This window comes from Paenibacillus sp. EB106-06-01-XG199 (assembly GCF_058791575.1).
The window spans coordinates 507,752-529,685 of record NZ_JBYTDQ010000001.1; the positions used below are offsets into that span (position 1 = coordinate 507,752).

Annotated in this window: 17 protein-coding genes; 12 read left to right on the forward strand and 5 right to left on the reverse strand. The window is 48.4% G+C overall.

Annotation, left to right across the window (positions count from 1 at the left end; translation table 11 throughout):
- The first annotated feature begins 4 nt into the window (after positions 1–4).
- From AC3WT9_RS02595 to AC3WT9_RS02610, 4 genes are all read left to right on the forward strand, one after another.
- Positions 5–175 carry a hypothetical protein gene (locus AC3WT9_RS02595; RefSeq protein ID WP_341378833.1) on the forward strand — a complete coding sequence of 57 codons (171 nt, stop codon included), beginning with the start codon at positions 5–7 and terminating at the stop codon, positions 173–175.
- A gap of 936 nt (positions 176–1,111) precedes the next feature.
- The gene (locus AC3WT9_RS02600) at positions 1,112–2,371 is read left to right on the forward strand and encodes a DNA polymerase IV (RefSeq protein WP_341093736.1); all 1,260 of its coding nucleotides are present in this window, start codon (positions 1,112–1,114) and stop codon (positions 2,369–2,371) included.
- Positions 2,368–2,841: a YhjD family protein gene (locus AC3WT9_RS02605; protein WP_341093735.1), complete on the forward strand. Its 474-nt coding sequence runs from the start codon at positions 2,368–2,370 to the stop codon at positions 2,839–2,841. The genes AC3WT9_RS02600 and AC3WT9_RS02605 overlap by 4 nt, the downstream gene beginning before the upstream one ends.
- Positions 2,842–3,096: 255 nt before the next feature.
- Positions 3,097–5,379, forward strand: a complete 2,283-nt coding sequence (locus tag AC3WT9_RS02610; protein ID WP_341093733.1) for a type IA DNA topoisomerase — start codon at positions 3,097–3,099, stop codon at positions 5,377–5,379.
- Positions 5,380–5,476: 97 nt separating this feature from the next.
- On the opposite strand, the gene AC3WT9_RS02615 is transcribed toward AC3WT9_RS02610, so the two are convergent.
- The 3 genes from AC3WT9_RS02615 to AC3WT9_RS02625 form a co-directional block, all read right to left on the reverse strand.
- A complete protein-coding gene (locus AC3WT9_RS02615; RefSeq protein ID WP_341378832.1) occupies positions 5,477–6,208 on the reverse strand; it encodes a DsbA family protein in 732 nt (243 codons plus the stop codon).
- A gap of 96 nt (positions 6,209–6,304) precedes the next feature.
- On the reverse strand, positions 6,305–7,057 hold the full coding sequence (locus AC3WT9_RS02620) for an HAD family hydrolase (protein WP_341093730.1): 753 nt from the start codon (positions 7,055–7,057) through the stop codon (positions 6,305–6,307).
- A gap of 100 nt (positions 7,058–7,157) precedes the next feature.
- Entirely contained in the window at positions 7,158–8,081 is a 924-nt protein-coding gene (locus AC3WT9_RS02625; protein WP_341093728.1) for an ArsR/SmtB family transcription factor, read from the reverse strand.
- 204 nt (positions 8,082–8,285) lie between these two features.
- Between AC3WT9_RS02625 and AC3WT9_RS02630 the strand changes: the two genes are divergently transcribed.
- From AC3WT9_RS02630 to AC3WT9_RS02650, 5 genes are all read left to right on the forward strand, one after another.
- Complete coding sequence (locus tag AC3WT9_RS02630; RefSeq protein WP_492407256.1) at positions 8,286–9,464, forward strand: MFS transporter; 1,179 nt, start codon at positions 8,286–8,288, stop codon at positions 9,462–9,464.
- Positions 9,465–9,554: 90 nt separating this feature from the next.
- On the forward strand, positions 9,555–10,280 hold the full coding sequence (locus AC3WT9_RS02635; RefSeq protein ID WP_341093726.1) for a phosphonate ABC transporter ATP-binding protein: 726 nt from the start codon (positions 9,555–9,557) through the stop codon (positions 10,278–10,280).
- A 35-nt stretch (positions 10,281–10,315) separates the two neighbouring features.
- A complete protein-coding gene (locus AC3WT9_RS02640; RefSeq protein ID WP_341093725.1) occupies positions 10,316–11,599 on the forward strand; it encodes a hypothetical protein in 1,284 nt (427 codons plus the stop codon).
- Positions 11,592–12,290, forward strand: a complete 699-nt coding sequence (locus tag AC3WT9_RS02645; protein ID WP_038592865.1) for a response regulator transcription factor — start codon at positions 11,592–11,594, stop codon at positions 12,288–12,290. Before AC3WT9_RS02640 ends, AC3WT9_RS02645 begins: the two co-directional genes overlap by 8 nt.
- Positions 12,287–13,723, forward strand: coding sequence for a sensor histidine kinase (locus tag AC3WT9_RS02650; RefSeq protein ID WP_341097694.1), 1,437 nt, complete (start codon positions 12,287–12,289; stop codon positions 13,721–13,723). Before AC3WT9_RS02645 ends, AC3WT9_RS02650 begins: the two co-directional genes overlap by 4 nt.
- A 121-nt stretch (positions 13,724–13,844) precedes the next feature.
- Here the strand turns inward: AC3WT9_RS02650 and AC3WT9_RS02655 are convergent, their stop codons facing one another.
- The gene (locus AC3WT9_RS02655; RefSeq protein WP_341378830.1) at positions 13,845–15,074 is read right to left on the reverse strand and encodes a glucose-1-phosphate adenylyltransferase; all 1,230 of its coding nucleotides are present in this window, start codon (positions 15,072–15,074) and stop codon (positions 13,845–13,847) included.
- 303 nt (positions 15,075–15,377) lie between these two features.
- Between AC3WT9_RS02655 and glgB the strand changes: the two genes are divergently transcribed.
- Positions 15,378–17,216 carry a 1,4-alpha-glucan branching protein GlgB gene (gene glgB / locus AC3WT9_RS02660; protein ID WP_445935389.1) on the forward strand — a complete coding sequence of 613 codons (1,839 nt, stop codon included), beginning with the start codon at positions 15,378–15,380 and terminating at the stop codon, positions 17,214–17,216.
- Positions 17,217–17,250: 34 nt separating this feature from the next.
- Positions 17,251–18,675, forward strand: coding sequence for a glycogen synthase GlgA (gene glgA / locus AC3WT9_RS02665; protein ID WP_341093720.1), 1,425 nt, complete (start codon positions 17,251–17,253; stop codon positions 18,673–18,675).
- Positions 18,676–18,762: 87 nt separating this feature from the next.
- Here the strand turns inward: glgA and AC3WT9_RS02670 are convergent, their stop codons facing one another.
- Positions 18,763–20,508, reverse strand: coding sequence for an alpha-glycosidase (locus AC3WT9_RS02670; protein ID WP_341093719.1), 1,746 nt, complete (start codon positions 20,506–20,508; stop codon positions 18,763–18,765).
- Positions 20,509–20,988: 480 nt separating this feature from the next.
- Between AC3WT9_RS02670 and AC3WT9_RS02675 the strand changes: the two genes are divergently transcribed.
- Positions 20,989–21,810 (forward strand): transporter substrate-binding domain-containing protein, encoded by an 822-nt coding sequence (locus tag AC3WT9_RS02675; RefSeq protein ID WP_341093717.1) that lies wholly within the window; start codon positions 20,989–20,991, stop codon positions 21,808–21,810.
- The last annotated feature ends 124 nt before the right edge of the window (positions 21,811–21,934 follow it).

A 21,934-nucleotide genomic window follows, 5' to 3' on the forward strand; every position in this document is an offset into this window, starting at 1 on the left:
GTTCATGTGGATAGAGATCAGTGAGAGAGTCTGGAGGCAGAAATGGCTGACCGGCGAGGGAGACGGCAATAAGTTAAAGATGAAGAAAGTGGAAGTGTTTCCGGAGGGAATGTCAGCGAAGGCAACCAGGGCGAGGAACAAGACACCGAATGCGATGGTACTTCAGAAGACGTAAGTAAGGAAGCGCTGAAAGCCTTTATCCTGACCAACTGCCTTGTTTATGACAACATCGAGATTGGATGTCACAACGATTCTGTTTCCCGAGCTACTTCAGGAACGTTTGGATCTGAAAAAGACTCGGAAGGAAATTGCCTAGGAGGAAAGAAGTTAGTCCGGCCTTTGTCAAAGTAATACGTATACAGGTTGCGCCTATTATAGATGGATAAAAAACATAAAACATTGGGAGCGACCTCATAGAGTGTGATAAGGAAACTCCCCTATGTGCTCTTTACTTAAAATCTTTACGGACTTTGTTACTAAGGAGAACAAGATCATTTTACTAACCTAATAAAATGAGAGTCAAAAACTCCTGACACGATTTCAAGATTTTATTGCTATTCACCCTCAAATATCCTCGAACCATGAGTAAGTACTATTAGTAATTTTAAAATCAACTTTAATATCTCGAATGAAAAGGAATCTGAGATTAGAGAGAATGTGTATAGAAATTTCGACAAGTAAAGATAAATTTGATAATTTGGTTCAATGTATTTTAATAGAGTAAGAAAAATAGTTTAATATTGCCCACTGCCTCCGGTGGGTTTTTTTGTAATTTAATCTTTTTCATTGTATGCAATAAGGTAAGTGAGTAATTCTTTTTCTTTTTTATCCCATTCGAAGAATATCTTACTTATTGTATAAGGAACGTATGTTTGGTTATAATACAAACAAATGTTCTTATTTTATCGGAGGCGATCAATCATGAAAATGAGCATCGGCCAAACCATCGAAATTATATACCTGGACAAATTGGGAGAGATCACTCAGAGGCGAATTGAAATATTGGACATACGAAATGGGCGCATTCGGGCTACTTGCTTAACAGTCTGCCGTCCACGAGTTTTTCTGCTTTCTAATATCCTCGCGTGGCATCCATCACGGGAGCAGCGATATGCCTAAGGACCGAATCATTTTACTTTCAGATTGCCAATCGTTTTACGCAAGCGTTGAAAAAGCTGCCCACCCTGAATACAAAGATAAGCCTGTCGCAGTCGGAGATCCAACGCGGATGAACGGCATTGTCTTAGCGGCCTGCCCCATAGCTAAATCCTATGGTGTAACCACCGCGTCACGAGTGGGAGAGGCAATGACTAAATGCCGGGATCTCGTGGTCATCCGGCCACGGATGAGTACGTATATAAAGGTCTCTCTGCTGATTTCAGAAATCTATCACGGGTATACCGACCTTGTTGAAGCCTTCAGTATCGACGAGCAATTTTTGGATGTGACAGGCTCATTGAGCTTTTTTGGAGGAGATTTGCAGGAGGTAATTCACTCCATTCAGCAGCATGTCATGTTATCAACTGGTGTTTGGACCCGAGTGGGGATTGGACCGACAAAAATACTTGCTAAGATGGCAAACAACTTTGCCAAGAAGAAGGACGGCGGAATTTTCAGGCTTGATTACGACAATTTAGATAAAGAGCTCTGGCCGTTGCCAGTGCATGAAATGTTTATGGTGGCTGGTCGAATGAGCAAAAATTTTTACCGCATGGGTATTACCACAATTGGAGATATCGCCCGTATGGAGTTGGGTGAGTTTAAGCGGAGAATGCGCACGACCATGGGCAAGCAGAGTGATATCCAGGCGGAGTATTACTGGCAGACTGCCCGTGGCATAGATCCCAGCCCGGTAGTTACCGGCATACGCCATCAGATCAAATCAGTAGGACACGGTAAGGCTCTACGCTGGAATTTGTATACCCGACTACCTGAAATTGAGGTTGTCTTGCTTGAATTGGTGATTGAGGTTTGCCAACGAGCGCGGAAATACCGTTATATGGGAGCAACGGTGTCTATAGCGGTATCAGAAACCGATGGTGATAAATCAAATTCATACAGCCGACAAATGACACTGCCGGAGCCATCGTCTTTAACTCATGAGGTGGCAGCAGCGGCATATCGCTTATTCTGTGATAATTGGACCGGTATGCCTATAAGCCGTTTAGCTATATCTATATCGCATTTGAGCGATGACAGTGTCATGCAGCTTACCTTATTTGATGACCGTATCCGCACATACAACAGAGAACGGGCAATTGATCAAATCAAAACCCGGTACGGTAGCCGAGCGCTTATACGTGCTTCTTCGTTGCTCGAATCTGGAGTTGCCCTGGAACGGGCCGAACAGATTGGAGGACATTATAAATGAGTAAATTAAACGGGAATGAGAGATGGAAAACCAAAATGTTAATGACCGAACATGTGGAGCAGTATGAGCAGAAGCAGGATGATGAGGTAAGTAAAATGATAACCGTCGCTGAACGGACAATGGTTCGTGACCTCATACTGCTCCCTTACCTAGATACTATGGTTAGCAAGAGCCTGAAGGAGATCGAACATTCAGGAAACATCCTTAAACGCGCCTTTTTAATGGCCGGGCAAGCCATACAGCGCAGAATTATTGAGGATACCTATCAGTTACAAAAAGAGCTGAAGCAGCGGAATATCAGGGTGCTGGCGGATGAACAGGAGGAATTTTTGGTATATTATAAAATTTTTTGCCGGGGGTACCAGGAACGCTTTGGACTAACTCGTGATGTTATGCGTACAGAGATAAGCTTAAGGTTGACCAAGTATACCGCTGACCTTGGGGCAGTATTAAGAGACCTGCAAAAATAAAACGACAACCCGTCAGTGATTATACTGGCGGGGTATTTTTTATTCACATCCGGTTCCATCACCGTTAACTGGAGTTGCAAAGGAAGCTGGAGCCGCTCTTTGTATTTAATGATAAAAAAGCTTGGTATTCTCCATGAACGCATGTATTTGGTGCTCAATTTATACTGATTAATAGCAGGTAATACGTTAAACATAATGGTATAATAGACTACTGGACGTATTTTGGAAGAATGAAAGGTTAAGGAGCGATACTTTTTGAAGACACTCATTATTGCGGAGAAACCGGATATGGGGCGGAATATCGCCGCCGCAATAGAACCGAAGGCCAAAAATTACCGTTCCTATCTGGAAGGGGAGCAGTACATCATCACATGGGCGATTGGACATCTTATCGGGCTGGCCGAGCCTGAAGCCTATGACGACAAATATAAAAAATGGAATATCAATGATTTGCCGATCATCCCCGAGCAGTTCAAGCTGGTACCCAATGCGCGTACCATTGACCAGTTGAAAGTTATTGGTGAACTGGCCAAACGCAGCGACTTATTGGTCAATTCCTGCGACGCGGGGCGGGAGGGGCAGCATATCTTTTCGCTGATACAGCGGCATCTGAAGCTGAATCAGCCAGTGAAACGGCTGTGGATTTCCGATTTGACTCCGGAGACGATCCGTAAAGGGTTCCAGGAGCTGAGGGACGGTTCAGAGTACGAAAACCTAACCAAAGCCGCCAGAGCACGCAGCGAGGCGGATTGGCTGATTGGCATGAACGGCTCACGGGCGTTTACGACCAAACATAATGTGCTGCTGTCCGTCGGGCGGGTGCAGACTCCAGTACTTGCGCTGATCTATGACCGCCAGAAGACGATCGAAGCTTTTTCATCGCTTAAATTTTTTGAAGTGGAGGGGCAGTTCGCTCAGAACGAGATGACCTACAAAGGGATGTGGCAAGGGGAACGCCTGACGGATGGAACCAAAGCTGAAGCGCTGGCCGCCAAGGTCAAGGGCAAGCCGGGCAGGATAGCTTCTTATGAGGTCAAAGAGACGAAAGAGTATCCGACTAAGTTATATGATTTGACGCTGCTGCAGCGCGAGGCGAACGGCAAGCATGCTTTTTCCGCCAAAAAAACGCTCGATATTGCTCAGGCATTATATGAAAAGCATAAGGTGATCTCCTATCCCCGGACCAACTCCAACTATGTGACCGAGCAGAACATCCCGGAGATGCACAAGACGCTTTCCGCCCTGCAAGGAACATCGTATGACGAATGGGTCAAAGGCGCCAACCGGAATCTGGTCCATAAAGGCAATAAGTTTATCTGCAATCCCTCGAAGGTTGAAGATCACCATGCCATTCTGCCGACTAACCGCAAAGCATCGGGACTTAGCACAGATGAGGCCAAGCTGTACGACTTGATTGTGCGCCGCTTCCTCTCGCAATTTTATCCGGCTGCTGAATATAAGGTTCATACCGTACTTACTGAGGTGGAGAACGAAAATTTCAAAACTACGGTCAAGGAGCTGCTGTCCCTCGGCTGGAAAGTGATTTACGGCGATCAGAAGAAGGACAAGGCCAAGCCGTCCAAGGGCAAAGGCAAGGAAGATGAAGAGGAAGAAGAAATTGAAGTGAATGAACCGTTCTCAGTGGTTCCTGCTGATGAGGTACTGTGCAGTGATGCGATCGTCAAAGAGAAGGACACCCAGCCGCCTAAGCACTACACGGAGGGCACGCTGCTGAAAGCAATGGAAAGTGCGGGCAAACAGATTGAGGATGAGGAGCTGCGCGACGCGATGAAGGACTCCGGCCTTGGCACACCGGCTACGCGCGCGGCGACGATTGAACGGCTTAAGAACGTGGGTTATGTGGAAATGCAGGGCAAAAAAATCGCCATTACGCAAAAGGGCAGGACTGCCATTGAGCTTATTCGTGGTGCAGGTGTTGAACTGCTGACGTCACCGGAAATGACCGGCCAGTGGGAGCGGCGGTTGAATGAAATCGCCAGAGGCACGGCGGCGGACGGGCAGTTTATGGAGAACGTCAAACGCTTCGCCTCGATGATTGTGGACAAAGTCCGGGTACAGTCCCGGGCAGCCAAAACCTCCTTTGAAGGGGAGACGCCATCCTTGAAAGGCGGAGCCAAGGGACGAAGCGGAGCCGGTGCGGCACGCAAGCCGGCAGGCAAACCGGTTGAGGCGAAGCCCCGCAAAGCGGCGGGAGAGTCAGGAGCGGAAGCTGCCGGAAAAGCGGCTGCGGCCAAAGGGGATGACGGACCAAAAATCATCGGGAAGTGTCCGCGGCCCGGCTGCGGTGGAACGATTTTTATGGGCCGCAAAGGGTATGGCTGTTCCCATTACAAGGAAGGCTGCAAATTTGTCATTTGGAAGGAAAATCACGGCCGCACCCTTAGTGATGCCCAGGTCAAGGCGCTGATTGAGAAAGGCAAAACAGGCAAGCTGAAGCTTGCCGGCGAGGACGGCTCGCCGCAAGAGGGCAAACTGGTACTCTCTGATGTGAGCACAGGTCAACTGACCGTAGAATAAAACGCAAAGTTTAAATCTTACGAGCAATCAAAGAGGATGCACCCTGGCCTAATGATTTCCGGCCGGAGCGCATCCTCTTTTTAAACGCATTACTTTCTTATTTGACCAGTTCGGCTTCGATTGCAGCGGCCAGTGTTTCATATGAAGAGTTCGGCAGGAGAACGCCGTTCACCATGAATTTAGGTGTGCCATTCACTCCATAAGAGCCGGCAATCTTAAAGTCTTCCTTCACATCATACATGTAGGTGTGATTCTGAACATCCTGCTCAAATTGAGCATAGTCCAGGCCATCGATATTATCCTTCACGAAGTCTAGGATGAACTTTTGGGTAATCCAGATCTTGCTCTCGTCACCCTGATTCTCATATAGCTTGTGAAGATACTCCCAGAATTTCTCGTTACTCTGCTTATAGATGGCTTCGCCGGCACTTGCGCCAAGATAAGAATCCCGGTCAATAAATGCAAAGTTCATGAAATAAAATTGTACTTTGCCACTATCTACATAATCTTTAATGAACGTATCCAGATAAGTTGCCGTCCATTTCTTGCAGGCAGGGCATTTGAAATCGGCGAATTCAATGACCTTGACCTTGGCATCTTCGCTTCCGAGATGCGGCTGCTTCTCATACTTCAGCCCGTCAACCACGATGGTGCCTTTTACATCCGTGTAGTTAGGCAGGTTGTCGAATACTATGGCTTCATCGTCTTTGTTGCCCGTCGTGATATAGACAAGCACACCAAGGAGGATAACCACAACTACAGCCAGCAGCATGGGGAGTAAGCGTCTGTTATCCGAAGCGTTCTTAGGGTTCGTCTTCTTCTTGTTCATTCCTACCTCCTGCATGAGATGAAAATCTTCTCAAACAGTATAATCACACTGCCAGGAGGTTGCCTATGTCATTTGTAACAAGGACTTGTCTTTTTGTCACCCGTGATTTTGCCGCAGAGCCGCTGTCCGGATTACCGGGGTTACTTCGTGAATGGAAGAAATGGTTACTACAGATTGCTGCATTTCACGTTGAAGCTCGATCAGGTTATAGAGCCATTCGTTCTGCTGCTTCAGGTAAATGCTGTTGATGCCTGCGGTCACGGCTGGGAGTACATCGGTGCGCAAAGAGTTGCCGATCATCCAGGTGCGCTGGCGCTCGAACGGGTAACTGCTCAGAATATTTTCCAGCGATTCTACATTTTTGTGCTGGCGGATAAAAATCCGGTCGTTGAAATATACATCCAGCTTCATCTGTTCAATCTTGCGCTGTTGAATCGTATCGTCGCCGCCGGTATACAGATATAAATCATGACCGTCCTGTTTCAATGAATCAAGCGTCTCCACCATGCCCGGATAGGCTTCGATTTCCTGATCATAGACACTGAGTCCAAGCTTCATCAGCTGCTGCTCCTGATAGGGATCGGTCGGCCGGTTAAATTTGGCGCAAAAATAGTGGTAGGTTGCGATGAGGGACTTGGGGAAATTTTCACTGGCCAGTCCGCTGGTGCTTACCGTCTCTACATCAATCTCGGCCTGTTTGGTGCGGACTTCACCCGTAGTAGGACCGAAGCCGCTGAACCAGTCGGACATGAGTTCGAAATACTGCCCCAGAATGAGGTCAAAATATTTGTTGCAGTGCACCAGGGTGTCGTCCAAATCGAAAATTACTTGCTGTGTTGAATATTTCATAACGCTCACTCCTAAAAGTTTTGTTAGCAGATACTTATCGGCCGGGCTTCGTACAAAACTCGCTTCGTAAGCATTCGCTTATCTCTGTTTGGTACTGTTATTATAAACGAATATAGGATTCCAGGAACATCTGAAGATCCGAGGCGCCGTCCGCGCGGATGCTGTAACGTTCATTGCCTTCTCCTTCACTGCCCAGATGGACGCGCAGGAGACCGGCGACCCGCAGGATAAGCAAATGATGCATAAGCATTTCACTGGACTGGCTCAAATCGGACTGCATGTCCCATAGGGTCTTGGGCTCATTAGCCACATAGCGCAGCAGTCTTAGACGCGTCGGGTCCGACAGCGCCTTGGTCAGGCGCAGCAATACGGTAGGCGGCTCGTCCTCGTCTTCAGAAGGCACATCTACAGGGTACTGAATGATCATTAAGGTATTATAGAAGCAATACGTATTAATCGGCCTGTTGTGCACTGTAGGCAGCAGCACAATAGTCTGCAAATCCGGGATGTCTCCGACTACCACTCCGCCTGAGGCGTATTCAATCAGCGCTCCAGGGTCCATTTTACTCTCCAGCAGCTTCTTCTCCGAGGCGTCCTCGATCAGCAGCGGCAGAATCTTATGCTCCACATGACGGAAGTACTGATCATACCAAAGGCGAAGAAGCGGAGCATAGCTGTCCCTGATCCGTTTGCATTCTTCAATCGTAAAATCGGGGAACAGGGGAGACAGGCGCCCGAAGCGCTCCTCCAGTGAGGAGGACTCCAGTTCGTCCAGGAACTGCAGCACTTTGGAGCCTGGCCCGCGGTTATAAGCCCAGGCATACAGCACATCATAGTCAGTAAAAGGCCATTCGGCAGCCTGCTTCAGAGCGGATACCTGCTGCGGCGGTATGCGGCCGTCGAGATCACGGACCCAGTCGGGACCTATATCCAGATTGGAGATCCATTTACCGGTAACATATATCATGAAACTGTCCAGCAGTTCATATACAGGCGAGACATCAATTTTTAGTTCATAGCTCATGAAGCATACACCCCCAGGGAAATCCGTCACTTCTATATATTATCTCTTGTTTTGAAGAGGGTTGTCCACTATAATGTTCGGTGTTTGCCGTTTCACGTCCGTTGGCTTAACTATTGTATTACATAGCCCTGAGCTTCCGAAGCCAGGTTTGTTCGAAGTGACTAAGGAAGCATATGCTCACAAAACCTTTAGGAGGATTCATTCGTGTCAGACCGGCTCAGCGCAACAAGCAAACTGAACAACAAATGGAATTATATGATTCTAATTACAGTTATTATCGCTGCCGGGCTCAGCCAAGGGCTGCTGCTTCCGGTGCTCTCCATTCTGCTGGAGCAAAAAGGGGTTTCTTCCTCGCTCAACGGCCTTAATGCCGCTGCTTTATATGTAGGCTCTTTTGCGATGACGCTGGTAGCCGAGCGGGTTCTTGGCGCCATCGGCTTCAAGAGGCTGATCGCTGCCGGGCTCAGCCTTGTGCTGGTGGCGCTGCTCTTGTTCCCGCTGCTGCCGGGCATCAAGGTCTGGTTTGTCTTGCGCCTGTTTGTGGGCATTGGAGACTCAGCCATTAACTATGCCGCGCAGCTATGGGTGCTGCTCATGACACCTGCGGAGCACCGGGGGCGCAATCTCTCGCTGTATGGGATGTCCTACGGACTCGGATTTAGTCTCGGCCCGATTGGGATCAGCCTGCTGCGATATGGCCAGGCTGCACCGTTTTTGATCATCGCTGTGCTTTTTGTACTGGTGCTGCTGCTGGTCCTTATCAAGCTGCCGGATTCTCACCCGGATAAAGTGGAGCATGGGGAGGGACAAGCGCGGCGTTTCGGGCGGAGCTACAGCCTCGCTTGGTATGCCCTGATTCCTGCACTTCTTTACGGCTATATGGAAGCTAGTCTGAACAGCAATTTCCCTGTGTACGGACTGCGCATTGGCTACAGCACGGATCAGATTGCTGCGCTGCTGCCATTCGCCGGTATTGGCGGTCTGCTGCTTCAACTGCCGCTGGGGTTATGGAGCGACCGCTACGGCCGAAAGAAGATTCTGATCTTTTCCGGTGTGAGTGGCGGTCTGGCCTTTACCTTGCTGCCGCTGTCCGGTAATCATTTCCTGCTGACGCTGGTTGTGCTGATGGCGGCAGGCGGTCTGGTAGGTTCTTTCTTCTCGCTGGGTCTAAGTTACGCTGCGGATATTCTTCCGCGCAATTTGCTGCCTGCGGCAAATGTGGTTTCCTCCTTTCATTTTAGTATCGGCAGCATTGTGGGACCGGGCATCGGCGGACTGCTGCTAGAATTTGGCTGGGGAAGCGGTGTTTTTGTCCTGCTGGGCGCTTTTTATATATTGTTCGGTTTAGCAGGGTTATTATTCTCGCCACGCCAGCTGAATTGAGGTAAGATAAGAACGGATGCTCGCATGGAAATCGATCACGCTTTCAGAGTACACTATAGAGTAGAGTCAAAGACAGGGAGAGGCTGAACTATGATCACAGTTGAACATTTAGCCAAAGCAGTCGGGGAAGAAAAAATGCCTGTTCTGCAGGACATTGGCTTTCAATTAGAACCAGGTGAGCTTGTTGTACTGCTGGGAGCCAGCGGGAGCGGCAAGTCAACGCTGCTGCGCTGCCTTGCGCTGAAAGAGAAATGGGACAGAGGGAACTTCAGGGTGGATGGAGTCAATATTCTCGGAAATGTCTTTACCGGCAAACGGAAGATCCGCCGGGAGTGGGCTTATCTGGAGCAAAATGCAGAGCTCAATCCGAACCGGACTGCGCTTAAGAATGTGCTGATAGGCCAGTCCTCACAAACACCCCTCTGGCGGATGGTAACAGGAATGGTCCGTTCAGACGACTACATGGGCGCGATGGACGAGCTCGATTTATTGGGTCTGCTGGATAAGGCCAAGATGAAGACAAGCCAGCTAAGCGGCGGAGAACGCCAGCGGGTGGCGATTGCCCGGGCACTGGTTCACGGAGCCAAGGTGATTCTGGCAGATGAACCGGTTACCGGTCTTGATCCGCGTACAGCGGAGGGAGTGCTGGAAACCCTGCGCAAGCTCTGCAAAGAGACAGGGCTGACGGTAGTGACGGTGTTGCCCCTAGAGCTGGCGGAACGTTATGCTACACGGCTGTGGGTGCTTGAAGACGGCCGGATCAAACATGATGTAAAGGGCCGCCGTCTGACATCACAAGAACGCTTGCATCTGTAAACATTACACCACGAAACAAGGAAAGAGTGATGAAGTTGAATAATCGAGTTCTGAGACGTCTGGCGGCGGTAGCTCTTTCTCTGTCCATACTGTCGGGCTGCACCTTCATCAGCGATCCTGTTTTGCGGATGAAGGCGCCGGAGCTGTCTGCCGACAAGGCTTCGCTGATGACGGCGATCACGTCCCACATGCCGGCGGGAGCTTCGCTGATCCGTCCGGTGAGTGACGATGACAGCTCTATTTTCACTGAGGATCTGGACAAGGACGGAACGATGGAGACGCTCGTCTTCTATTCGACGAAGAACGAGGCCGTACTGATTCACGGCATGATCCTGGAGAAGCGGGATGATGTCTGGGAGAAGAAGCTGGTATTTGACGGTGGCGGAACGGAATTGGATTCCGTTGATTTAAGGGATGTAACCGGTGAGGGGAAGCAGAATATCATTGCCGGTTATTCACGCGGTGTAGAGAAAGGGATGGTGGTCTACTCCTATTCCGGCGGAGAACTGGAGGAAGTGCTCTCCCAGCCCTACACGAAATATATGGTCGATGATCTCAATGAAGACGGGATTGAAGACATCACGGTTGTATATTTTAAACGCAATGAGTTTGCGACAATTACTACCTATCAGTACAACGACGGCTTTAAGGTTTTGGATGAGCTTGACGATCTTGATCCTTATTTCAGTAATTATTACAATATTGTCTCAGGTAAAGTGGCAGAGCATAAAGAAGGTATAGTACTGGATTCGGCAGTGGATTCACGCTCAGCATACACGACAGTGGTAGTGATGGAGAATAATAAGCTGCGTGTGGTGATCCCCGGAGATGCCCGGACCTTTAAAGACAGGAAGATTGTCAGCGAGGATATCGACGGCGACGGTGTTATCGAAATCGGATTGCTGGAGCCGCCGAAGGGCTGGGAATATTTTGATCCTGAAACGATTCCCTATTTTAATTCTTATTACAAATGGGACGGCAAAAACGGCTTAACCTTTTCCGCGCTGCAATATCGTGATCCGTCGGACCGCTTCAGGATTGATCTTTTACCGGAATGGCATGAGAATGTTACAGTGGATACCAAGTCGGTTCAGGACAAATCACTTAAATTTATTTTGTCTAATACCGGTGAGACGGTTGCAGAAATCTCATTCTTTTCTCCGGCGGAGTGGGAGCGTGTAAAGAGCAGTGGATGGAAAATATTGGGATTTGATCTTGATAAGTTTATCGGCTACCGGGGAGAAGTTGAGCAGAACACAAGCGGGGGCGACAACAATAAAATCACCTCGCCTATAGAAAGGAAGGGAATCGATGAGTAAGGTATTAATCCTGGAGGATGAAGAATCCATCCGCAGTTTTATAGTTATTAATCTCAAGCGCAACGGATTTGAGGTGCTGGAAGCCGCTGACGGCAATGAAGCACTGCACAAGCTGACTACGGTTCCTGATATTGATATTGCACTCCTGGACGTAATGGTTCCCGGCATTGACGGGTTTGAGGTGTGCAGACGCATCCGGGAAACGAATGAACGGCTTGGGATTATCTTTCTTACGGCAAAAGTCCAGGAGCAGGATAAGGTTTACGCCCTTTCAGTCGGTGCGGATGACCATGTCAGCAAACCATTCAGTCCTACGGAGCTGATCGCCCGTATACAATCGCTGCTGCGCCGTGTCAATGTTCACCGGGAGCAGTCTGCAAAGGTCTCATTTCATTCGGGGCCGTTTACGCTCGATCTGATTTCTAAACAGTTTAAGCGCAGCGGAGAAGGCATCGAACTGACGCCAACTGAGTTTTCATTGGTACAATTTTTCCTGGAAAAAGAAAACACGCCGCTCAGCCGCGACTCGCTCTTGGATCATGTCTGGGGCAAGGAGTACATGGGCGATCCAAAAATTGTTGATGTAAATATCCGCCGGCTGCGCCAAAAGATTGAGAATAATCCCTCAGAACCCGAATACCTACAGACCGTATGGGGACACGGCTATAAATGGAAGGGTCAAGGACAATGATCAAGAAGGGGATGCGCAGACAGATTGTACTGCACTATATTCTTGTAGTCTTCGTGGCGCTCCTCCTCGTTGAGGTTATTTTTCTGCTGGCCATCCGGACGTATTATTACGATAGTGTTTATAATAAAATCACTACCCAGATCGGAATATCGGAAAACTTCTATAAATTTACATTTTCCAACGAGGGTTCGCCCGTTCATTTTCAGAAGCTGCTTGAATATTTCGATATGGATAATACGGAATTGGAAATACTGACCCTAAACGGTGATATCCTTACCGGATCTACGCCATTTCAGCCTGACCGTACGATTACTACCAGCGATGTATCAGAAGCGGTTGGCGGAAGCATCGGACGCTGGGTAGGCAGACAAGCAGGGACGAATGAGAGCGTTATGGCGGTATCCAAAATGCTGCACATTAACGGCCGCGATTCTTTTATTGTAAGGTACCTTACGTCCATGGAGAGAATCAACTCAGATTTGCTGAATCTTACCTTGGTATCCATCGGTATCGGTGGAGCAGTAATGGCTATTGTTATGCTCTTCAGCTTCGGTCTTGCCAATTCCATCGTAAAGCCGCTCAATAATATTACGGCAGTATCGGCGCAGATGGCCAAAGGCAGATTTACGACCCGGATCAAAGGTGACTACAAATATGAGATTGGTGATTTGGCAACCACACTCAACTATATGGCAGATGAAATTATCCGCAGCAATCAGATTAAGGATGATTTCATTTCCTCGATTTCCCATGAGTTGCGGACGCCGCTGACCAGTATCAAAGGCTGGAGCGAAACACTGGTTTCAGGTGGCTACGACCCGGAGGAAACTAAGCTGGGTATGGGGATTATATCTAAGGAAAGCGACCGGCTGATCGGGTTGGTGGAGGAAATCCTCGACTTCTCCAAGCTGCAGCAGAATGAGATGAAGTTATCCATTGCTCTTATCGATATCAAAGTGGTGCTTCAGGAGACGATATTGAATGTATGGGCCAAAGCGGAGAAGAAACGTATACATCTGCTGCTGGAATGTGAAGGGACGATCTATATCAAAGGAGATGCCAACCGGCTGAAACAGGTATTCCTGAATTTGGTGGACAACGCCGTGAAATTCTCCCCCGAAGATTCCAGCATTGTTTTGTCCACCCACATTCTCTCCAAGGAGGAGCTGGCTGTCATTGTCAGGGACAGCGGGATTGGCATCAGCGAAGCCCACCTCTCCAGAGTCCGCGATCGTTTCTTCCAGGTCGACGCGCTGAACGGAGGAACCGGACTGGGGCTTGCCATTTCCCAGCAAATTGTGGAGCTTCATCACGGAAAGCTGGAATTGGATAGTGAGCTGGGCAAAGGAACGCAGGTTACTGTTATTTTGCCGCTGACCGAGGAACAGCCTCCAGTTGCAGCAGAGGGTGGAACCGGACCCGAATTACTGTAATAGGCTCTTTATGAGTGTAAAGCGACAGGAAGTAAATATACAAGAAAAAAGCAGCAGCTCCGGTTATCAGAGACTGCTGCTTTTTCTTGTATAGGTTGGAGACTGACGGGATGCTGATAACTTAAGAAGGAAGTCCTTCAGCCCGCAGACGTCCGGTTTTTTCGTACACTTCCTGCAATAGGCGGGAAGGCTGAGTACGAATGACAGGTTTGGCGGCCACAATCTCATTAGGACCGACAACGACAATGTTGTCCACACTGCCCTTAATTACAGCACCGTCTTTGATAACAGCTCCTTCACCGATAATTGCATTTTCAATTACTACGCCCCGGCCGATACGTACACCCGGCATAATAACGCTTTGTTTAATCATGGTCATTTTGCCGATTTCCACGCCGCCGAACACTACAGAGCGCTGCAGGCTGCCTTCCAGAAGGCAAGTTTCATTTATGAGGCAATCTGCTGTTTTGATCTGCGACGGCATACGTGGTTTAACTGCAGCGGGTTTGGTCCGGCGGGCCCGGCTGTACATTGGCCACTTCGAGTTGTCGAGCTTAAAGCCATTATCGGCTTGCAGAAGATCCATATGCGCTTCCCAGAGGCTGCCTACTGTACCTACATCTCTCCAGTAGCCTTCAAAACGGAAGGCAAACAATTCATCATTGGCCTCCAGCATCGTCGGGATCACATCTTTGCCGAAGTCATGGCTGGAAGCCTGATTTGCGGCATCACGGAGAAGATGTTCTTTCAGGTATTTCCACTCGAATAGATAAATCCCCATCGAAGCGAGGTTGCTTTTAGGGACTTTTGGTTTTTCGGCAAATTCAGAAATTCGCAGCTTCTCATTTACGTTCATCACACCAAAGCGGCTTGCTTCATCCCAAGGCACTTCCATTACCGAGATGGTGGCTTTGGCGGATTTGTCGATATGGTAATCCAGCATTTTTCGATAGTCCATATGGTAAATATGATCTGCCGAGAGGATCAGTACATGCTCAGGATTTTGATTGTCAATAAACTCAATGTTCTTATAAATGGCATCAGCTGTTCCAGAATAGCTCTCACGGCCTTCAACTCCCGAAGGAAGCAGTCTGACCCCCTGATCAGTTGTGCTGTGAAGCCCCCAGGGTTCCCCTTCACCAATATGTTGATGCAAGGAAGTAGCTTCGTACTGCGTCAGTACGCCTACAGTGTCGATATTGGAATTCACACAGTTGCTGAGGGGAAAGTCAATGATTCTATACTGTCCTCCGAAAGGGACTGCAGGCTTTGCCATTGTGCTGGTCAGGGGGGCCAATCTGCGGCCTTCACCACCCGCCAGGAGCATGGCGATACATTTTTTATTACTCATTTGTTATCCCTCCCATTTTTTTGTCAATGCTTGTAATATAAACTCCCCACAAGCGCTTGAAACGACATAGGTGAAATATATTGCGTTACCGCAAGAAAGATTACATGAATATTTTCTTTATTCTGTGAAAGCTTATTTTGCTTGTAAAATCATTTTCAAACGCCCAACATTCGGGTAATGTTATAGGTGCATCCTATATAATAAGGTGGTGATGATTTGCCTGACATACAAGAAGCAGAAAACCTCCCGTCATTTGATGATATTTACCTGTTCCATGAGGGCACGAATTATCGCAGCTATACGATGCTGGGCGCGCACATTGCCGCTGAAGAAGGAATGACCGGCGTACGCTTTACCGTGTGGGCTCCTCATGCGACATATGTAGGACTGGCTGGTAATCATAACGGCTGGGATGGAACGCAGGACGTGGACTCGTTATATAAGATACCCGATTCAGGATTTTGGAGTCGTTTTTTTCCGGGCATAGAGCCGGGAACTTTTTACAAATACAGGATTGTCGCAGCGAATGGCGAAAGCTTCCTTAAAGCTGATCCTTATGCTTTCAAGGCTGAAGTGCGTCCGGCGACGGCATCAGTGGTGGCGGAGCTTAGCGGCTACAGTTGGGGAGACGCTGCCTGGAGGCGGCGGAATAAAGCACCCTATAACGCGCCGATGAACATTTACGAAATGCATTTCGGGACTTGGCGTCAGAAGGAAGACGGAGAATTCTACACTTACCGGGAGATGAGCGATCTGCTGATCCCTTATCTGCAGGAGATGAGTTATACCCATGTGGAGTTTATGCCGCTGGCTGAACATCCTTATGATTTATCCTGGGGTTATCAGGGAACCGGATATTTTGCCGCAACGAGCCGTTACGGAGAGCCGCATGAGCTGATGTATTTAATTGATCAGCTGCATCAGGCAGGCATTGGGGTTATTCTTGACTGGGTTCCGGCCCATTTTGCGAAGGATGCACATGGACTGAGAATGTTTGACGGTTCACCACTATATGAGTATGCGGACCCTATGCTGGCCGAGAAGCCGGGCTGGGGCACGCTTTCCTTTGATTTCAGCAAGCCGGAAATTTCCTCCTTTCTGATTTCAAATGCCTTGTTCTGGTTCGAGCAGTATCATATAGATGGCATGAGAGTTGATGCGGTTACAAGCATGCTGCGGCTCGATTTTGAGAAGCAAGGCCATCAGTTCAGACGCAATCAAAACGGGGGTCTTGAGAATCTTGAAGCCATACGTTTCATACAACAGCTGAATAAAGCAATCTTCCAGTATTATCCGAAAGCATTGATGATGGCGGAGGAATCCAGCGCCTGGCCTGGCGTTACGTCTCCAGCTCATCAAGGGGGACTCGGTTTCAATTACAAATGGAATATGGGCTGGATGAATGACACACTGGGCTACATAGAACATGATTTCGGGGTACGGCCCGCTCATCATAATTTGTTGACCTTCCCAATTTGTTATGCCTATGCCGAGAACTATACGTTACCGCTCTCTCATGATGAAGTGGTCCACGGCAAGAAATCGCTGCTGGACAAGATGCCAGGCTCTTATGAACAGAAATTTGCCGGTCTCCGGTTACTGCTGGGCTACCAGATTACCCATCCCGGCAAAAAGCTGCTGTTCATGGGTGGAGAATTCGGACAATTTATCGAGTGGAAGGATCAGGAGCAGCTCGATTGGCTGCTGCTGGATTATGAAAGCCACCGCGGAATGCTGGCCTATACCGCTGCGCTGAACAAGCTGTATTTGGCGGAAAAAGCATTGTGGGAGCTGGATCATGATATGGAAGGCTATCAGTGGATTGATGCCGACGATAATGGCCAAAGTATTGTGTCCTATATCCGCAGAGGCAAGAGACCCGTTGATACCTTGCTTGTAATTATCAATTTTCAGCCGGTGGAACGGCGTCAGTACCGGATTGGCGTACCCCGCCCGGGAACTTATGAGGAGATATTCAGCTCTGAGGATATTCGGTTTGGCGGCTCGGGTGCCAGCAATGAGCCTATGAAGAGCAGCAAGCAAGAATGGCATAACCAGCTGAACAGCATAGAGCTGACCATTCCGGCACTTGGATTTCTGGTGCTCAAGAAATCCGGCCGCAAGGTGGTCAAACAAGCTTGAAATAGAGAATTCGTACATTTAAGGGGGAATCTGAATGAAAGTTTTATTTGCTGCAGCCGAAGCCCATCCTTTTGTTAAGACAGGTGGTTTGGCTGATGTCATTGGAGCTCTGCCCAAGGCGCTAAAGGGCGCAGGAGTGGATGTACGGGTGATTTTGCCAAAATACCGGGGAATTCCGGAGAAGTTCACTTCGCAAATGGAGCATGTAGCCGTAGTGGATGTTCCTGTCGGCTGGCGAAATCAGTATTGCGGCATTGAACAGATTATTTACGAGGGTATTCCGGTCTATTTTATCGACAATGAATATTATTTTGGCCGTGACGGCATCTATGGATATCTGGATGATGGTGAACGGTTTGCATTCTACAACCGGGCGGTTCTGGAATGCCTGCCGGCCATTAATTTTCAGCCGGATGTGCTGCATTGCCATGATTGGCATGCTGCAGTCATTCCGATGCTGCTTCAGGGCCATTACCGGCATGTTCCGTTCTACAGCGAAATGCGCACTGTCTTTACCATTCACAATCTGCTATACCAAGGCGTGTTTCCTTATTCCGTGCTGGGTGAGCTGCTTGGCCTGGATGACAGCTACTTCAGCGGTGTAGAGTATTACGGTAACGTGAACTATATGAAGGGCGGGATTGTCCACAGTGACCATGTGACTACGGTCAGTCCGACTTATGCGGAAGAAATCCGTACGGCCTATTATGGATATGGTCTGGATGGCTTGCTCTCTTCCCGGGCAGACAGTCTCAGCGGGATTGTTAACGGCATTGATACCAAGAGCTACAATCCCAACACCGATCCGCAAATCTTTACGCGTTACCGTTCAAATCTGGCGAAGAAGGCTGAGAATAAGCTGGGCCTGCAGCAGGAGTTAGGGCTACCGGTAGCTCCGTATATTCCGATGGTCGCAATGGTTACGCGGCTGGTTGATTCCAAGGGCCTTGATCTCCTGACACGCGTGCTGGATGAGCTGCTGTATTACGATGATATTCAATTTGTACTGCTTGGCACAGGGGACGAATCCTATGAACGCTGGTTCCGTGAAGCGGCATGGCGGTACCCGACCAAGCTTTCTTCGCAGATTCTGTTCAATGACGCTTTATCGCGCAAAATTTATGCGGCCAGCGATCTGTTCCTGATGCCATCAAAGTTCGAGCCCTGCGGAATCAGCCAACTGCTGGCGCTGCGTTATGGAAGTATTCCTGTAGTCCGTGAGACGGGGGGACTTAATGATACCGTTCATGCCTATAACGAGGAAACTGGCGAAGGCAACGGCTTCACATTTAAGGATTACAACGCACATGACATGATGCATACACTGCGCCGGGCTGTATCGTTCTACCGCAAGCCGGAACACTGGAAAAAAGTTACGAAAAACGCTTTTGCCGGTGACTACAGCTGGAATGTTTCCGCCCAGCAGTATATCGACATATACAACAAAATTACACAATAATTAAATTCGAGTGGATATAGCATAACAAAACCAGTCAGACACTTTATCGTGCTTGACTGGTTTTATTATGGGCTGACGCCTGTTTCTTCAATTTAACGCACGGCACAGAATCCGGTAACCATAAGGGTCAAGCGAGATATGCATAATCCCCTCTTTCGGGGCAACCGGTTCGCCGGTAAGCGCATCCTGCCAGTCATCAGTTTCCATCGGATGTCTAAGCGTGCGAGGCTCCGGGGAATTGTTCATCCAGACCGTGAAATGAATGATTTCATCCGCACGTTCGTACACGATGCAGGGGTCATTTTCACAGGCTACCAGAATGCGGAATCTGCCTTCCCGAAGGGCTTTGTGCTCTTTGCGCAGGAAGATCATCATCCGGTAAAAATCATACAGCTCGCGGTCTTGCTTCTTTTCATCCCACTCCATGCATTTACGGCAGTCGGGATCTTCTGATCCGGTCAGGCCGATCTCATCCCCGTAGTAAATACAAGGTGTTCCCATAAAGGTGAAGAGGAAAACAACCGCCAGCTTGAGGCGCCGTTTATCTTCTCCTACCACCGTCAGCAAACGGGGAGTGTCGTGGCTGCCGAGCAAATTGAAGACCACCTCGTTTGTCTGCTGCGGATATCTCATCAACAAAGCGCCGATCCGTTGTCCGAAGGTGATACCATCCATACCGCCATTAAAGAATTCCAGCACCGTTCCTGAGAACGGGTAGTTCATCACCGAGTCGAACTGATCGCCCAGCAGCCACGTAAGGGAGTCACTCCACACCTCCCCAACGATATAGGCCTCCGGATTGGCGGATTTCACTACTTTGCGGAAGTCGCGCCAGAAATGATGATCCACCTCATTGGCAACGTCCAGCCGCCACCCGTCTACTTTGATCTCCTTGATCCAATATTCGGCGACTTCCAGCAGGTAGGCTCTGACCTCGAAGTTAGCTGTGTTGAATTTGGGCATATTGCCAAAAAAGCCGAAAGTGTCATACGTAGGAATACCGTCGACTATCTCAGCCGGGAAGGAGTTGATATGGAACCAATCTTTATAAACCGAATATTCACCCTTCTCCAGCACGTCCTGAAAAGGCGGGAACTTGTCGCTGCAATGATTGAAGACGGCGTCCAGCATCACCCGTATTCCTCTTCGGTGGCATTCCTCGACTACATGTTTCAGCAGCTCATTATCTCCGAAATGAGGGTCGACTTTTTTATAATCCATGATGTCATATTTATGGTTGGAAGGGGAGAGGAAGAGCGGAGTGAAATATACAGCATTGATACCCAGCTCATCCAGATCGTCAAGATGATTCAGTACTCCCTGCAAGTCTCCGCCGAAAAAATTATCCAGCTTCGGAGTTCCGCCCCAGGCTTCGGTTCCTTCCGGGTCATTGGTGGGATCGCCATTGGCGAAACGTTCGGTCATAATTTGATAAAACACCGCATCCTTGGCCCAGTTGGGAACCTTGAACAGATCAATTTGATGTATATAGGGAAACTCGTAGAAGTGGTTAGGTGGCTGAGGGCATTCCGAACGGATGCCGTTATCAAGCAAATATACATTTTCCTGTCCTTTGCTGACGCGAAAAGTATAGCTGAGCCGTTTATATTTAGGCCGGACCGCAGCCTCCCAATAATCGAATCTGTCGTCGGAAGCGGCTTTTTCCATCATGATTTCATAAAAAGTATGATCCCAATCATATTTATCACCTGTAAGGGCTGCTACACAGTCCACATCGTCACGTTTGGTGCGAACACGCAGATGTATAGTTTTTGTATCGTAGGCATAAGCCCATTTGTCACGGGGAACATGGTACATTGCTTCCAACAGCATGGCCTGCACCTCCTAAATGTTTGTGAGCATTCTCATCATTGAAACACTTCGAACAAACTGACATCGAAAGCATAAGCTTATGTTTGTGAGCATTCTCATCATTGAAACACTTCGAATAAACTGACATCGAAAGCATAAGCTTATGTTTGTGAGCATTCTCAGTATTGAAACCACTTCGAACAAACTGACCTCGCAGGCATCCTTTTCACACAGTTTGCATGTTATTACCACTCCAGAGGTCGTTGTGAACCAATTCCGTTTATTCCAGGAAGTAGCTGGAGATAGTAAATAGTATATACTTCAAGTCAGGGTGTGTGCAAAATGAGGGAACGTAATGCATGCTTACACCATATTCTTCTAACCTTGATTTACGGGGGCTTTGTCACAAATTTGTCTTTGCATATTCATGCGGAGTGATTTATAATAAATCGGTCAAAGGCACAACTTAGAGTACCAAAACAGGATAGGGGAGATATACAGATGAAAAAATGGGGTAAACTTTCTTTAGGCATGCTGCTGGCGGTAGGACTTATGACCGGCTGTGGTACCAATAACAATGATGATAATAAAACTGCGGCATCGAATGGCAACGCGGGCAGCGAAACTGCAGCCAAAACACTGACGCTGGGAACCAGCGCAGAATTTCCGCCCTACGAATTCCATAAAATGATAGATGGCAAGGATACGATCGTAGGCTTTGACATCGAGATTGCCAAGGACATCGCTGCTGATATGGGTGCTGAACTGGTTATCAGGGATCTTCCTTTTGATTCCCTGTTGAATGAGCTGTCGAGCGGAAGAGTGGATATTGTTATCTCCGGACTGAGCTATACACCAAAACGTGCAAAAGCAGTCGGCCTCTCTGATGTTTACTTTAAAGCAGAGCAAGCGGTTGTCGTTCGTGAAGCTGATAAAGATAAATTTGCTACTATGGATGCCCTGAAGAATACCAAGATTGGCATTCAGACAGGTTCGATTCAGGAAGATATCGCCAAAGAAATTGAAGGGGCGAAGCTGACCTCGCTGACCAAAATGACTGAGATTGTTATGCAGCTGCAATCTAACCGTGTAGATGCTTCTATTATGGAAGGGCCTGTTGCCGAATCGTTCGTGAAGAACGTGAAGGGCCTCGTCATTACTGACGCCAAACCTGTGGTAGAAGATGACGGATACGTTATCGGAGTGAAGAAAGGCAATACAGAATTGCTGGATCAAGTGAATGCAACCTTGAAACGTTTGACGGCAGACGGCAAAATTGAAGAGTACGTATCGGCTGCAAGTGACCTTTCCATAAGCAAATAAAGGAAGCTCGGGTTCCGGCACTTTCAGAAGTAAAGACAGTTATGCAGAGTACAGTTACACTATTCAGAAAATGGCGGTGATCCGCTGTTTTCTATTTTTTTGAAATCCTACTTGAAGACAGGAG

What these genes read in the sequence shown, in the direction of transcription:
- AC3WT9_RS02595 (WP_341378833.1), top strand. Translation starts at nt 5, where the DNA reads ATGTGGATAGAGATCAGTGAGAGAGTCTGGAGGCAGAAATGGCTGACC.
- AC3WT9_RS02600 (WP_341093736.1), top strand. Translation starts at nt 1,112, where the DNA reads ATGCCTAAGGACCGAATCATTTTACTTTCAGATTGCCAATCGTTTTAC.
- AC3WT9_RS02605 (WP_341093735.1), top strand. Translation starts at nt 2,368, where the DNA reads ATGAGTAAATTAAACGGGAATGAGAGATGGAAAACCAAAATGTTAATG.
- AC3WT9_RS02615 (WP_341378832.1), bottom strand. Translation starts at nt 6,208, where the DNA reads ATGAACAAGAAGAAGACGAACCCTAAGAACGCTTCGGATAACAGACGC.
- AC3WT9_RS02620 (WP_341093730.1), bottom strand. Translation starts at nt 7,057, where the DNA reads ATGAAATATTCAACACAGCAAGTAATTTTCGATTTGGACGACACCCTG.
- AC3WT9_RS02625 (WP_341093728.1), bottom strand. Translation starts at nt 8,081, where the DNA reads ATGAGCTATGAACTAAAAATTGATGTCTCGCCTGTATATGAACTGCTG.
- AC3WT9_RS02635 (WP_341093726.1), top strand. Translation starts at nt 9,555, where the DNA reads ATGATCACAGTTGAACATTTAGCCAAAGCAGTCGGGGAAGAAAAAATG.
- AC3WT9_RS02645 (WP_038592865.1), top strand. Translation starts at nt 11,592, where the DNA reads ATGAGTAAGGTATTAATCCTGGAGGATGAAGAATCCATCCGCAGTTTT.
- AC3WT9_RS02650 (WP_341097694.1), top strand. Translation starts at nt 12,287, where the DNA reads ATGATCAAGAAGGGGATGCGCAGACAGATTGTACTGCACTATATTCTT.
- AC3WT9_RS02655 (WP_341378830.1), bottom strand. Translation starts at nt 15,074, where the DNA reads ATGAGTAATAAAAAATGTATCGCCATGCTCCTGGCGGGTGGTGAAGGC.
- glgB (WP_445935389.1), top strand. Translation starts at nt 15,378, where the DNA reads ATGCTGGGCGCGCACATTGCCGCTGAAGAAGGAATGACCGGCGTACGC.
- glgA (WP_341093720.1), top strand. Translation starts at nt 17,251, where the DNA reads ATGAAAGTTTTATTTGCTGCAGCCGAAGCCCATCCTTTTGTTAAGACA.
- AC3WT9_RS02670 (WP_341093719.1), bottom strand. Translation starts at nt 20,508, where the DNA reads ATGCTGTTGGAAGCAATGTACCATGTTCCCCGTGACAAATGGGCTTAT.
- AC3WT9_RS02675 (WP_341093717.1), top strand. Translation starts at nt 20,989, where the DNA reads ATGAAAAAATGGGGTAAACTTTCTTTAGGCATGCTGCTGGCGGTAGGA.